12 protein-coding genes are annotated in these 14,416 nt (G+C 50.5%); 5 read left to right on the plus strand and 7 right to left on the minus strand.

Features of this window, described 5'->3' with window-relative positions:
- Positions 1 to 26 precede the first annotated feature (26 nt).
- Positions 27 to 833 carry a LytR/AlgR family response regulator transcription factor gene (locus AC07OI_RS02610; protein ID WP_495256197.1) on the plus strand — a complete coding sequence of 269 codons (807 nt, stop codon included), beginning with the start codon at positions 27 to 29 and terminating at the stop codon, positions 831 to 833.
- Positions 834 to 1,048: 215 nt separating this feature from the next.
- Positions 1,049 to 1,882: a hypothetical protein gene (locus tag AC07OI_RS02615; protein ID WP_492704135.1), complete on the plus strand. Its 834-nt coding sequence runs from the start codon at positions 1,049 to 1,051 to the stop codon at positions 1,880 to 1,882.
- Positions 1,883 to 1,936: 54 nt separating this feature from the next.
- Here AC07OI_RS02615 and AC07OI_RS02620 read toward each other — a convergent pair whose 3' ends face one another.
- From AC07OI_RS02620 to AC07OI_RS02645, 6 genes are all read right to left on the minus strand, one after another.
- Positions 1,937 to 3,298 carry a hypothetical protein gene (locus AC07OI_RS02620; RefSeq protein ID WP_495256198.1) on the minus strand — a complete coding sequence of 454 codons (1,362 nt, stop codon included), beginning with the start codon at positions 3,296 to 3,298 and terminating at the stop codon, positions 1,937 to 1,939.
- A 78-nt stretch (positions 3,299 to 3,376) separates the two neighbouring features.
- Positions 3,377 to 3,796, minus strand: a complete 420-nt coding sequence (locus AC07OI_RS02625) for a hypothetical protein (protein ID WP_495256199.1) — start codon at positions 3,794 to 3,796, stop codon at positions 3,377 to 3,379.
- Positions 3,797 to 3,804: 8 nt separating this feature from the next.
- A complete protein-coding gene (locus AC07OI_RS02630; RefSeq protein ID WP_495256200.1) occupies positions 3,805 to 4,719 on the minus strand; it encodes a hypothetical protein in 915 nt (304 codons plus the stop codon).
- Between the two features lie 118 nt (positions 4,720 to 4,837).
- Positions 4,838 to 6,196 (minus strand): 8-oxoguanine deaminase, encoded by a 1,359-nt coding sequence (locus AC07OI_RS02635; protein WP_495256201.1) that lies wholly within the window; start codon positions 6,194 to 6,196, stop codon positions 4,838 to 4,840.
- Between the two features lie 23 nt (positions 6,197 to 6,219).
- Positions 6,220 to 7,608, minus strand: coding sequence for a nucleobase:cation symporter-2 family protein (locus AC07OI_RS02640; RefSeq protein ID WP_495256202.1), 1,389 nt, complete (start codon positions 7,606 to 7,608; stop codon positions 6,220 to 6,222).
- Between the two features lie 517 nt (positions 7,609 to 8,125).
- The gene (locus AC07OI_RS02645; RefSeq protein ID WP_495256203.1) at positions 8,126 to 9,883 is read right to left on the minus strand and encodes an allantoate amidohydrolase; all 1,758 of its coding nucleotides are present in this window, start codon (positions 9,881 to 9,883) and stop codon (positions 8,126 to 8,128) included.
- A 209-nt stretch (positions 9,884 to 10,092) separates the two neighbouring features.
- Here AC07OI_RS02645 and uraH point away from each other — a divergent pair, with 209 nt between their 5' ends.
- A complete protein-coding gene (gene uraH, locus AC07OI_RS02650) occupies positions 10,093 to 10,446 on the plus strand; it encodes a hydroxyisourate hydrolase (RefSeq protein ID WP_422940329.1) in 354 nt (117 codons plus the stop codon).
- 19 nt (positions 10,447 to 10,465) lie between these two features.
- On the opposite strand, the gene AC07OI_RS02655 is transcribed toward uraH, so the two are convergent.
- Complete coding sequence (locus tag AC07OI_RS02655) at positions 10,466 to 11,404, minus strand: LysR family transcriptional regulator (RefSeq protein ID WP_495256204.1); 939 nt, start codon at positions 11,402 to 11,404, stop codon at positions 10,466 to 10,468.
- Positions 11,405 to 11,856: 452 nt separating this feature from the next.
- Here AC07OI_RS02655 and AC07OI_RS02660 point away from each other — a divergent pair, with 452 nt between their 5' ends.
- Both AC07OI_RS02660 and AC07OI_RS02665 read left to right on the plus strand, forming a co-directional pair.
- Positions 11,857 to 13,089, plus strand: coding sequence for a urate hydroxylase PuuD (locus tag AC07OI_RS02660; RefSeq protein ID WP_495256205.1), 1,233 nt, complete (start codon positions 11,857 to 11,859; stop codon positions 13,087 to 13,089).
- 27 nt (positions 13,090 to 13,116) lie between these two features.
- Positions 13,117 to 14,340, plus strand: coding sequence for a M20 family metallopeptidase (locus AC07OI_RS02665; RefSeq protein WP_495256206.1), 1,224 nt, complete (start codon positions 13,117 to 13,119; stop codon positions 14,338 to 14,340).
- The last annotated feature ends 76 nt before the right edge of the window (positions 14,341 to 14,416 follow it).

Raw genomic sequence — 14,416 nt, forward strand, 5'->3', positions numbered from 1 at the left:
CCACAATCCAAACATCAGGTATGAGCATGTCAGCATTAGCAACTGCGGCAACAGCAATGATAGTCGATGATGAAAGCCCGATGCGCGACCAGCTACGCACACGCTTGCAACAAGTGTGGCCAGACTTGTCCATCATTGCTGAAGCTGCCAATGGCATAGTGGCTATAGAACAGGCAGAAGAACTGCACCCTGACATTATCTTTCTCGACATACGCATGCCTGGCAAGAATGGCATTGAAGCCGCCAGCATCCTGGCCAAGCAGGCGCTGGTGGTGTTTGTGACTGCTTATGATGAATATGCGATACAGGCTTTCGAGCGCGGTGCCATGGATTATCTGCTGAAACCGGTAGAGGCCGAGAGGCTGGCCGGCACTTGCCAGCGCCTGCAAGAAAGATTACAACAGCGTCAGCAAGAAAAATCCGGGCCCGCGAATGCCGCCAACGACCAGGCCAGACAGGTTGAACAAATGCTGACGCAATTAATGCAGCACCAGAGCCAGAAGCGCGAATACCTGCGCTGGATACAGGCCAGCGTAGGCAGCAGCCTGCGCATGGTCAGTACCAAGGAAGTCTTGTTTTTCCGCTCTGACGAAAAATATACCCTGGTACAAACCGAGCAAGCTGAATACCTGATACGCAAATCACTAAAAGAGCTGGAAGACGAACTCGACCCCAAAGAATTCTGGCGCATACACCGCTCCACCCTGGTGCGCGTCTCTGCGATTGCCGAAGTCACCCGCGATTTCCGCGGCCGCCAGTTGATAGGCCTGAAAGGTCATACAGAAAAACTGGAAGTCAGCCGCAATCACACGCATTTATTCCAGCAAATGTAGCAACTGGCCTTTTCAGGGCCGATTTATCAACACTGACACTTTTCCATTTGGTCACCGGCAAATATACTGGTTGCTGAATGACAATCACAGTTTCAAGTTGATAATCTGAGTGTAAAAAATTGAAATAATCCTACCCCGGTCCATCTGATTTTCAGATACTTCCCGCTTGCGAATTTGCGTACAGAAGTATCTTTATACTGCCAGGAAAGCCGGACATGTCCCAGACACAATTTCAAACACGCGGTACTACTGCGGAAGCACAACTTGCGTCCATCAGCGGTGTCTTTCCCAAACGACGCATGCAGATACTCGCAACCGGGAAACAGGGGGTGCTGATGTTGATAGGCCTGTCCATGGTCGGGCTGCTTTTTCTGGTCGGCCTGATCTATATGACGGTGCCGGATTTTTTGTATGACTACAAGGTATCCAAGGACCCTGTCGTGGATGAACGTGCAGAAATTCATGGTAGCTGCAAGAGCCGCAAAGTCATCTTTATCGACTGCGATGTCAAAATCCGCTACCTGCCAACACCACAAGACAGCGTAGCACAAGAGATCAAGCACAGTTTCTGGTTTGTCAGCTTCCAGCCATCCATGTCCACTGAAGCTGTCAGGTCCAGATCCAACCCCAGCATGATTACGACCACAATGGCGACTGAACATATCACCAACCGCTTTTTCATGATACTGACTTTTACCCTGTTGTTCGGTTTCATGTTTTTCGGTTGCATGTACGCCGCCTGGCTAAGCCATCTGTTTAACCGCGTGATTAAAAGCAAGCCAGGCATACAGCCGGTCATGGTTAAAGTCAAAGATATACAAAACGGACGCACAGTATTTTTTGAAACCGATATAGATGGCACGAAGAAAAAACTTCGTCATATCATGCGCAAGAAGGAGGCTCCCCTGTTCCTGCCACATCAACAAGATATGGCACTGGCAGTCAGGCTCGTTGGCACGCCACATGTCGTCATGCTCAATGATGATTTAACTACCCTGGATTTTACTGAACAAGAAAGAAGTGCACTCAGAGCAGCTATCGCAGCTTGAGTTAGCAAACTAAACTGGGTTTGCATGCATGTTGGATATGCATGCAAACCGGGATCAAACCGTCTTATCCTGATTCATCACAACAGCACTGCGCTGGCGTTTTATTTTTCGGCATAATTTTCGCACACCCTCATCCGAGTCATAGGGCAGTTCTTCCAGAATTTCATCGGACAGCACTTGATTATCGCTCAGCAGTTCTATCAAGTCCCGTCTGTGTATTGCGCAATTCATGCTGTAATACATCGCTTCCAGCGGCGCCTTACAATCAGCCCCGGGATTCGCTTTGAATATGGCAACGATGCCTTGTACCAGTAGATGTACTTCATCAAAATTTTTTGCTCGCCCTATTATTTCCGCCAGCATTTCAGCATCTCCGGCCTGATAGTTACTGACGAGCAGATGCAGGTACTCACAGGGGATTCTCTCTTCCTGCAGTTTCTTCAAAGCCAGGGAACGTATGTCATCGCCAGAAAAATGGCTAAGCGCCAGCACGGCATTATTCACTGCCATAGTCTGATGATTTTTTTTACCGCTCGCAATTTTTAGCAGAGGCGCATAATCAAAAGGAAATCTGGTCGCATAAAAAAATCGCAGATACCTGAATCTTCTGAGTTTATCTTTTTCATCAAGGAAGTTTCTGGCAACGGCACTTATCTCCTGCTGTGGCATCCTCAGCGTACGGTCGCGATTAAACCCGACGCGCTTGCTTGGACGATTGATAAGCTCCTCCACATCTTTTACTTTATAAGCTAGAGCAACTTTGCGGAGCGAAGGCTTTACAGGTTCAATGGCAGCAATCAGTTTGTAATAGTTGTTGATATCAGGATTCTCTTGCCCTGCTTTTTCAAGCTCTGCATATACGTTCAAATGCGGATTTTCTTTTTGGAGATCATCAATGTACCAACGATATTCATACCAGGATCTATCTTCTTCAGGAAGTTTTCCTATTTTTTCAGCCAACTTGAATAAGCCCTGCAATCCATCCATCTTCAAGATTTGTTCTTCGCCACAAAACTCATAATCGGCATGGAAAGATTTGTCGAAGCGCTCAAGAAAAATTTCTCTGGCATGAAGATTTCCATCCTGATAGAAGTTCATTGCAAGGTCACACAATTGATTCAGATCGAATATTCCAGATTTTTTATTTTTAAGTTTTTGAATTACCGCTTTCTCTATCAAGGCTCTATTTTTGGCCCGCCTGATCAATGGATACAAGTAATCGGCCCGGCTACCTTCAGACTGAGGATCATTCGCAAGATTTTTGATGGATGCCGCAATGAGTTTTTTGGAAAAATCGACATCCGGATTAGCTTTCATAAGCAGCATCGCCCTGCCTGTACCCAGGTGTAGGGCGTGAAAAAATTGCTTTTGCAAATCCTCAGTTTCAGATAATTTTAAATAGTTATTTTGCACCATGCATAGTCACAATATGTTCTGTGTTAATGAGATTTTCTGGCAAAGCTGGGCTCATAGACTGCTCATAGATAAACATCGCTAAGCCTCAACTTTGGAGCGAGAGCGTTTTATGCTACGTGATAATTTTCGTAAATCTTCATCCGTATCATAAGCAAGCTCTTCCACAATCTCGTCAGAAAGTACGCCATTTCTATTTAGCAGATCTATCACGCTCCATCTATGCATTGCACAATTCATGCCGTAGTACATGGCTTCGAGCGGTGCCTTGCATTCAGGGTCTGGATTGGCATCATAAATATCAATCAGGCCAGCTACCAGATCATGTATGTGATGAAAATTGTCTGAGCGTTGTATGATCTCCAGTAAAATTTTCGCATCACCAACTTGATAATTGTTGATCAGCAACCTCAAGTAATCCCAAGGTGTTTTTTCACTGGAAAATTTTTTAAGTGCCAGTGTACGGATATCATCAGCTTTGAAATAACTGAGTGCATTCACAGCATTCATTATCCGGCGACTTTTTTTAATATTCTTTTTGTTCGCCAGTTCCAACAAGGGAGCATAATCAAATGGAAATTTTTTTTGTCGAAGAAGCGTAGATATCTATTTTTCCTGTTGCCATCTTTTTCGGCCAGAATATTTCTCGCGACTTGCTCTATATCTGCCGGGTTCATACCCTCAATACGATATTGCCAGAATCGTGGAAACCGGCTATCTTCATCGACGATGTCTTCAATATCTGCAAGGGTATACGGCACAATTTTACTGCGCCTGTATTTCTTTCTTGACTCAACCGACAAGATCAAATCAAGATAGTTTTTTATAGCTGCATTTTGCCCAGCGGCTTTAGCCAGTTCCGCATACACATCGATAGATTTATTTTCTTTTTGAAAGTCATCGACACGCCAGCGATCTTCGTAATCTGCTCTTTCTTGCTCTGGAAGTTGCCCCACTTTTTCAGCAGCCATGATCAGACCTGCCATGCCTTCGATTTCCAGCAGCACATCTCGCGCATAAAGCTCATAGCCATTGCTGAAGGACTTTTCAAATCTGTTTAACAAAGCCTCTTTTGCTCTGGCTATACCATCCTGATGGAAATACAGGACGAGATCACTTAACTGATCCATGCCATAGTCATTACGTTTTTTAACGCTGAACTTTTTGATGATGGTGCGAATCAGCTCATCTTTTTGCCGTGATCGCCTGATCAGGCTGTATAGATATTCTGCTCTGCTGCCTTCACATTGTTTGTCATAGGCTAGATTGTTAATGGTCGCAGCCAGTATCTGCAAAGAGAAATCTATTTGTGGATGCGCTTTCAAGAGCAACATCGCCCTGCCTGTACCCAGGGTAAGGGAGTGAAAAAACTGTTTTTGCAGTTCTTCGGTTTCAAGCGAATTTGAAATAGTCTGTTTGTTCATGCATGAGTTATTAAGGTCTATGACTCATAGCATACCAGCAAGTTCTGGATTCACTAAAATTGATGCTGACAGCGGTACTTTTATACCACTGTCAGCACCTGGGACGAGCAAAATCAGCTCAACGTGCTGCCTCAGCCAGTTGATGGGCAAGACGATTATGTCTTTCCATCACTATTGGTAAATCTATCGACGTGATTTGTCCATCACGCACCACAACCCGGCCATTGATAATGCTATAAGCCACATCCGATGGTGTGCAGAAGACCAGTGCAGCTACCGGATCATGCCAGGCACCGGCATAGCCTATCTGCTTCAGGTTGAACATGACGATGTCAGCTGACATGCCGGGTTTGAGTGCGCCTATGTCGTCGCGATTGAGTACCTTGGCCCCACCCAGGGTGGCGACTTCCAGCGCCTGTCTGGCTGTCATGGCATCGGGGCCGAAACCCACGCGTTGCAAGAGCATGGCTTGCCTGACTTCGCCCAGCATATGACCGGAATCATTCGAGGCACAGCCATCGACGCCCAGGCCGACACTGACACCGGCATCCAGCATTTTACGTATGGGTGCGATACCAGACGCCAGACGCATATTCGAGCAAGGGCAATGGGCAATGCCTGTGCCTGTGCGGGCGAACATGTAGATGCCATCATCATCAAGTTGTACGCAATGGGCGTGCCAGACATCATGACCTACCCAGCCGCAATCCTCGGCATATTCTGCTGGTGTCATATTGAATTTCTCGCGGCTGTAGGCGATGTCATTGGCATTTTCTGCCAGGTGGGTATGCAGCGATACCCCATAGCTGCGCGCCAGTTTTGCTGATTCACGCATGAGATCGCGTGAAACAGAAAATGGTGAGCAGGGTGCCACGACGATGCGTTGCATGGCGTGGCGACTACTGTCGTGATAAGTCTCTATCAGGCGTTGTGTGTCGCGCAGTATGCTGGCTTCATCTTCCACCACACGGTCTGGCGGCAGGCCACCTTTTGACTGGCCCACGCTCATGGAACCACGCGCCGCATGAAAACGCATGCCTATCTCTTGCGCGGCTTGCAGGCTGTGATCAAGCTGGCAGCCATTCGGGTAGATGTAGAGATGATCGCTACTCGTTGTGCAGCCAGACAGGATCAGCTCTGCCATCGCAGCCTGGGTCGATACCTGCACCATTTCTGGTGTCAGGTTGGCCCAGATAGGGTAGAGGTTGCTCAGCCAGTTGAACAGCTCGCCATTTTGCGCCGCAGGTATGACACGCGTCAGGCTTTGGTACATGTGGTGATGGGTATTGATGAGGCCAGGCATGACGACATGATCAGCCGCATCAATGACTTCATCGGCAGTTTGCGGCAAGTCTGCACTCAGGCCCACCTCAGCGATGACATTGTCGATGATGTATACCGCACCATTGCTGATTTCACGGCGCGTGTCGTCCATGGTGACGACAACGCGGGCATTTTTGATAAGTAAGCTGGCCATAACAAATAAAGTAACAGAGAAAATTAGTGGTCGGAACTGTGGGCAGCAGCCATGGCAAACGCCTTGGCTTCAGACTCAGCACCCTGACCGTTGAAAAACAGATTGAGCGTCACTGCCGCGATGGTAGCCAGCAAGATGCCGCTATCGACTACTGTGCCCAGCCAGTGCGGCAAGTGCGAGAAGAACTGCGGCGCAACCAGGGGTATCATGCCCGCGCCTATGCTGACAGCAACGATGAACAGGTTGTGGCGCTGGTGATTGAGCCCGGCATTACCGAGTATCTTGATACCGGTGGCCGCCACCATGCCAAACATGACTATGCCTGCGCCACCGAGCACATACACTGGTATCGATGCCGCCACATGCGCCATTTTGGGGAACATGCCAAACGCCACCAGAATAACGCCCGCAGCAGCGCAGACATAGCGGCTGCGAACACCAGTGACACCGACCAGGCCTATGTTTTGTGAAAACGAGGTATAGGGAAAAGTATTGAAGACACCACCTATGACTGTACCCAGGCTGTCAGCCCGCAAGCCATTGGCCAATTCTTCATTGCTGATGCGCTTGCCTGTGAGTTCAGACAGGGCGAGGAACATGCCTGTCGATTCCACCATCGTGACGATCATGACCAGGCACATGCCTATGATGGCACCCAGGTCAAAAGTCGGCATGCCATACTGGAAGGGCATGATGAAGGCAAACCAGCCTGCCTCGCCCAGGCCATCAAAACTGACCTTGCCCAGCGCCAGCGAGACGACAAAGCCCAGCACCATGCCCAGCAAGACCGAGATATTGCCCAAGAAACCGCGCAGATAACGCGTCATGACCATGATGGAGACCAGCACAAAAAAGGCAATCGCCAGGTTTTCAGGCGCACCATAATTGGGATTGGGCTGCATGGATTTGCTTGCCGCATCAAAGATCATCGGTTGTCCACCTGCTGCCCAGTTGATACCCACGCGCATGAGGGTAATGCCAATGACGGTGATGATGGTGCCGGTGACAACAGGTGGAAAAAACCTGACCGCCCGGCTCATGAAGGGAGTAATGATGAGACCAAAAATACCAGAGGCAATCACTGCCCCATAAATGCTGAGTATGCCCAGGCTGGGGTTGCCTGCCATTGCCACCATGGGGCCTACTGCCGCAAAAGTGACGCCCATCATGACAGGCATGCGTATGCCAAACTTCCAGATGCCCAGCGCCTGTATCAGGGTCACCAGGCCGCAACAGAACAAGTCGGCATTGATGAGAAAGGCTATCTGATCTTTGGGTAAATGTAATGCGCCGCCGATGATGAGAGGCACGGCTATCGCCCCGGCATACATCACCAGCACGTGTTGTATGCCCAGAGTGAATAATTTTGCTGCTGGTAGCTTTTCATCTACCGGGTGTATCGCTGTTTGCATCGTCTCTTCCTTGCTTGGATGGTTGGTTTGTGACACATCACTGCTGGGTTCTCTGACGGAACTTGTTCTCAGTGATGGCTGGAAATGCTCATACTGAAATGCTAAAGATTGAAGCGACTGGTAATCGGGATGTGAGAAGAATGCATCATGTGCAAGACTCCTGGTTTACCTTCATGACGATGATGTCGTCACAAAGAGCGGCTACAAATACAGCCGAAACATATAGTCCGACTGCGCTTTTTACTGCTGCCTGACGAAGTGCAACCTCCACGAACTGGAAGAAGACATCTCGTCAGGATTGATCTGCGTCGTAAAAAAATGCCTGTGAAAGCATATTCTTGCGTCGCCTCAAACCATGCAGCGCTATCAAGCGCAAACATGGCAGCAGGCTCAAGCTCAGTCTTTGCCCTGCATCAGGTCTTCATTGCGAAGCTGAAGCAGGCAATACTGAAAGTGGCGCCAGAAATCCTGGTTTGTTGAACTGAAAAACTAGACCTTTGTGGTGAGCTTTTCGGTATTAAGATTTCCCCTTAAAATTCCTTAAAAAATCGAGCAAAATTTGGGCCGAGACTTCTGCGTCGTCGGCGCTCATGGTTTCCAGCGGGTTGTGGCTGATGCCGCCGTTGCCGCAGCGGGTGAACAGCATGGCAACATCGGTCATCCTGGCTATCGCCATGGCATCATGGCCTGCGCCTGATGGCAATTCAAAGGCTGGCAAACCCGCTCTTTGCGTAGCGTCTGCCAGTTGTTGCATCAGCCATGGGGCGCAGGGGGCTGCCGGGGCGGATACGGCTTTGACGATGTTCACTTCAATATAGCGATGCTGGCAGATGGCTTCTATCTTTTCCAGGATGTCATTCACCGCAGCGTCGCGGGTGGCATCGTCAGCGGCACGGATATCCAGTGACAGATTGCAGGAACCGGGTATGACATTGACAGAACCATTTGGCACCTGTAACTGGCCCACTGTCCCGACCAGGGACGTGCCATTCGCGCAACGCTGCTCTACATACAAAATGATTTCTGCGGCAGCAGCAGCGGCGTCCTTGCGCATGCTCATAGGTGTGGTGCCAGCATGGCTGGCGACACCTTTGAGTTGTACCTGATAACGGCAACTACCAGCGATGGAAGTGACTATGCCCACGGGAAGGTCACGGCCCAGCAAGACCGGGCCCTGTTCTATATGTACTTCTACATAGCCCAGTATCTGTGCTGGGTCACGTGCGATGGCCGGGATTTGTTTGACATCATGCCCGGCGGCAGTCAGTGCCTCACGCATGCTGATGCCGTCAGCATCTGTCTTGTCCAGCAAGGCCAGGTCAAACTGGCCGATGACGGCATTACTACCCAGGAAGGTGCTTTTGAAACGCACGCCTTCTTCTTCAGAAAAGCCGATGATCTCAAAGTTGAAAGGCAGTTTTTCATTTCTCTCGTTCAGGTATTTGACGATGGCGATGGGCAGCAAGATGCCTTCGCGGCCATCGTATTTGCCACCGTTGCAGACGGTGTCATAGTGAGAACCGGTCAGCAGGGTCTTGGCATCTGTCGCATCAGACAGGTAACGGCCTACCACATTGCCGACCGCGTCGATATGCACATGCATTCCAGCTTCACGCATCCAGGCTGCCAGTTGCTCTGCGGTTTTTTGGTGCGCGGGTGTCATGTAGGCGCAGGTCAGGCCATCTTCATCATCGCTCCAGGCAGCCAGGGTTTCTGACCATTGCATGATGGTGTTGCCAAATTGCAGAGTGTGTTCGAGCAAGTCATTCAGGCGCAGTTCGGCGATGCGGCCTATCTGACGCAGGCATTCTGCCAGCTCATCTGCACGCTGGTTTTTAAAGCGGCGCTGGAAGGTGGCGATGATGGCTGCCCGCGTAAAACCCTTGCCATCCGGCCCTTTGACGGCGAGGATGAAGGGGAAGCCAAACTTGCTGTTGTAGTCGGCATTGAGCTTGTGCAGTATCGCGAATTCTTCTGCACTGCAATTGGTCAGGCCTGCCTTGGCCTGTTCGCCTGTGGATTCACGGGTCAGCTCGCCTGCGATCGCGGCCTTGCCTGCCAGCTCGGGGTGGGCACGGATCAGGCACAGTTGTTCTGCTTCTGTCGCCTGGCTGACCACGGTTTGCAAGGCCAGCTTGAGAGCAGTGATGCTGACAAAAGGGCGGCTGACAGCAGCCCGTTCAGGTATCCAGGGTGAATGTTCATAGATACCGTGCAGGATGTGCACAAAGTCTTGCGTGCTGCAGTGGTTCAGGTGGTCCAGAGTTGTCGTCATAATTGGTCAGGCGTTGTGCCTATTATTGTGCCTATGCTTTAATGTGACCGGTGTTGTCCCGGCATGATGATGAAGCTTAAGCCCAATTCCGGCCTGCGATGTGCTGCTGTCTTCATGATCTGTATATCTTCGATAGTATATTGATAGACTGCTGGCAGTATAAGATTTGGCTGATAGCGCATTTCAAGTCATCAATATAGGAGATCAGTATGGGAAAGCTCAGTACACATGTGCTGGATATCACAGTTGGCAAACCCGGCGTGGGTGTGCAGGTGGAGTTATATGCCGTCAATGCAGGCGAAAAAACTTTGCTCAAGACCGAGACCACCAACCATGATGGCCGCTGCAATGCTCCACTGCTTGAGGGCGACAGCCTGAAACCCGGTCTGTATGAGCTGGTGTTTGCAGCAGGTGATTATTTCGACAAGCAGGGCGTGGACCTGCCCAGCCCCAAATTCATAGACCGCGTGACCCTGGCTTTTGGTGTGGCTGATGCCAGCCAGAATTACCATGTGCCGCTGGTAGTGTCGCCATGGGCCTATTCAACTTACAGGGGCAGTTAAGCCCCTGCATCGATCAGGATTATTTGGACATCAAAGACTTGGCTGCCTGGGCGATCTGCTCACGCAGCCATCTGTGTTCTGGTGAATGATGTACGCGTTCATGCCAGAGCTGGTAAAAGCGCAGTGGTGGGAACTTGATGGGAATGCTGAAAGTCTTTAGTTGCAGGCTTTTTTCATAAAAGCTCAGGTATTGCTTGCCTGTCGTCAGCACCATGTCGGATTGCGCCAGCATATGCGGCATGAGGCCAAAGTAGGCGGATTCGACCACGACATTGCGGCGCAGGTGCTGGCGTTCCAGGTGCGCATCGATCACGCCGTGATAGCCGGACAAGAGTTGCGAAGGCGCGACATGCGGCAGGCTCAGGTAGTCTTCCAGCGTCATATCGTCAGTGCCGGTGCGCTTGGCATAAGGGCTGTCGGCACGCATGGCGCAGACGATGGGGTCTTCAAACAGCTTGGACAGGTGCAGGTGTTGCGGCGGCTCATCCCAGTTGGCGATGACCAGATCAAGGTCACCGTCAGACAAATGACGCACATAATCGACTTCTGCCCCCAGACCATGGATGACGATGCGGCTTTTGGGGGATTCACGCCGCAAACGTTCTACCACGCTGGGCAGGAATTGCACATGCAGGGAATCTGGCGCAGCGATGTGGAAGGTCTTGCTCTCTTGCTGGGCGACGAAGGGGACCTTGCGTTCAAACAAGAGCTCGGTTTCATCAAGTATGCGTTTGGCAGGCTTGAGCAGGGTTTCACCATGCGGGGTAGGCACCATGCCACGGCCACCGCGTACCAGCAATTGATCGCCAGTCAGCTCGCGCAGTTTGCGTAGCGAGGCAGAAATCGAAGGCTGGGGCTGGTTAAGCTTCAATGCCACGCGCGAGACGTTTTTCTCACTGAGCAAAAGATACAAAATGCGTATCAGATGCAGATCGAGATGATTGGGTAGTTGTGCCATGCTGATGCCTATCTTCAAACGTATATCGAAATCTGTATTTTTAATATACTTCGTTTTCAATGAAGTTTGTAGGGAAAAAGTTTATCGTTACCAGACTTCACCAAGTTTTTTGCTATTGATGCTGGATCAACGTTACCTGCCCTTGGTCTAACTGCGACAATAGGAGACATTTGCGGCAGATAGATACAGGTTGTGGTTTTTTAGCACTGAATTGGTTTTTAAAATAAGCTTAAAAAACGAACATCGGGATGCAGTACAAGGCGCAAAACGCAGCAATACGTCGGTATTGCGAGTATTTGCAACGCAGTAATGCGCCCGAGAATGATGTTTTTGGAGCTTATTAAACTGGTCGCAGCGGAGCTTCACGGTTCGCGACCGATTTGGGATTTTGTATATCCCTCTCGTCTGAAGAGCCCCGCGGAGGCAGACGAGCTTCTAACATGAGAGAAAACATGGAAGCTTTTTTACTTGCGTATGGCACTGAGTGGCTGAACCTGATCGTCCGCTGGCTGCACCTGATCACAGGGATAGCCTGGATAGGCGCATCCTTTTACTTTGTCTGGCTCGACAATAATATCCGTCCACCCAAACCCGGTTCTGAACTGGCCAACAAGGGTGTGTCCGGTGAATTGTGGGCCGTGCATGGTGGTGGTTTTTATAACCCGCAAAAATACCTGATCGCCCCCAAAGAATTACCAGAAGAATTGCACTGGTTCAAATGGGAAGCCTATGCCACCTGGCTGTCTGGCTTTGCGATGCTGTTCATCGTCTATTACTTCAATGCCTCTGCCATGATGATAGACAAGTCAGTGGCTGACCTGACGAGCTGGCAAGCCATAGGCATAGGCCTGGGCACGCTGCTGGTGGGCTGGACTGTGTATGACTTGCTGTGCCGCTCACCGCTGGGCAAGCGTGAAGGCTTGCTGGGCATCATCATGTTTGTATTCATTGTGGCGGCGGCGTTTGTGTTGTCGAAGTTCCTCAGTGGTCGTGCTGCCTATATCCACGTCGGTGCCATGATAGGCACGATGATGGTGGGTAATGTGCTGATGCTCATCATCCCCGGCCAGCGCAAACTGGTCGAAGCCATGCAACAGGGTAAATCGCCAGATCCCATACACGGCCAAAAAGCCAAACAGCGCAGCGTACACAATAATTACTTCACCTTGCCGGTGCTGTTCATCATGATCAGCAACCATTATGCAATGACCTATAACCATGAGTACAACTGGCTGGTGCTGGCGACCATCATGGCGGCAGGTGTCTTGATACGCCACTTTTTCAACCTGCGCCACAAGGGTATTACCAACTGGGCTTATCCTGCGGCGGGCGTGACTTTATTGCTGGCAGTGGCGATTGCGATTGCTCCCAAGCCGCCAGCCAAGGTGGCGGCACCTGACCCGGCCCTGTCGGCGGCAGAAGCTGAGGCAGCGCAGTTTACTAAAGTGCAGGGCATTATCCAGCAACGTTGTGCATCCTGCCATGCAGCCGCACCTACGCAGCCTGGCTTTGCTACTGCACCGGCAGGTATCAAGCTCGATACGCCAGAACAGATCAAGCAGAATGCGGTCAAGGTCAATATGCAGGCCGTGCAACTCAAGGCCATGCCTATAGGGAATATGACGCAAATGACGGAAGAAGAACGTGCAGTCGTCGGTGCCTGGTTCCAGGCTGGTGCCAAGTAAATCAAAAAAATTTAGAAAGTACAAGACATGAACAACTACGAACAACTCGACGCCTGGGTAGACAGCCACTTTGACGAGCAGGTCAAATTCCTGCAAGAACTGGTACGCGTACCGACCGATACGCCTCCCGGCAATAACACCCCACATGCAGAACGCACCGCTGACCTGCTGCAGGACATGGGCATCACAGCAGAAAAACATGTAGTGCCAGACCGTGAAGTCAAAGCAGCTGGCCTGCAAAGCATTACCAACCTGCTGGTGCGGCGTCAATACGGCCCTGGCAAGACTGTGCTGCTGAATGCCCATGGCGATGTGGTGCCACCAGGCGAAGGTTGGACCAAGAACCCCTATGGTGGTGAAATAGAAAACGGCAATATCTATGGCCGTGCCACTGCTGTCAGTAAATGCGATTTCTCGACTTATACCTTTGCCTTGAGGGCACTGGAAGCAGTGGCCAAACCAAAAGCAGGCACACTGGAGTTGTTATTTACGTATGATGAAGAATTTGGTGGCGAAGTTGGCCCGGGCTGGATGCTCAAGCATCATCTGATCAAGCCTGACCTGATGATTGCTGCTGGTTTTTCTTACCAGGTCATCACAGCACACAATGGCTGTTTGCAGATGGAAGTAACCGTGCACGGCAAGATGGCCCATGCAGCAATCCCTGATTCTGGTGTCGATGCCTTGCAGGCTGCAGTCAAGATCCTGAATGCCCTGTATGCACAAAATACCCTGTACAAACAGGTTACATCGAAAGTCGAAGGCATTACCCATCCTTACCTGAATGTGGGGACGATAGAAGGTGGCACGAATACCAATGTCATCCCTGGCCGCGTCACTTTCAAACTGGACCGCCGCATGATACCGGAAGAAAATCCGGCAGAAGTCGAAGCGACTTTGCGCAAAGTCATCAGTGATACAGCGGCTGAACTGCCCGGCATCAGTGTGGATGTCAAACGCATCTTGCTGGCTAATTCCATGCGTCCACTGCCGGGGAATACACCGCTAGTGGAAGCGATACAAAAGCATGGCGGCGCAGTATTTGGTGAAGCGATTCCTGCACTGGGTACGCCGCTCTATACGGATGTGCGTCTGTTTTCTGAAGCAGGCATACCTGGTGTTATCTATGGTGCAGGGCCACGTACTGTACTGGAATCACATGCCAAACGCGCAGATGAGCGTTTGAACCTGGAAGACTTGAGGCGGGCGACCAAGGTAGTAGCACGCGCGCTGCAAGATCTGCTGCAATAAAATAGCAAAAGCGCACATGGATTTATCCGGCTTTGTCGGCTAGGATGTAAAAAGTGTTGGGAAGTTGTTGAAAAGC

The organism is Undibacterium sp. GW821-FHT07F11 (genome assembly GCF_059418665.1).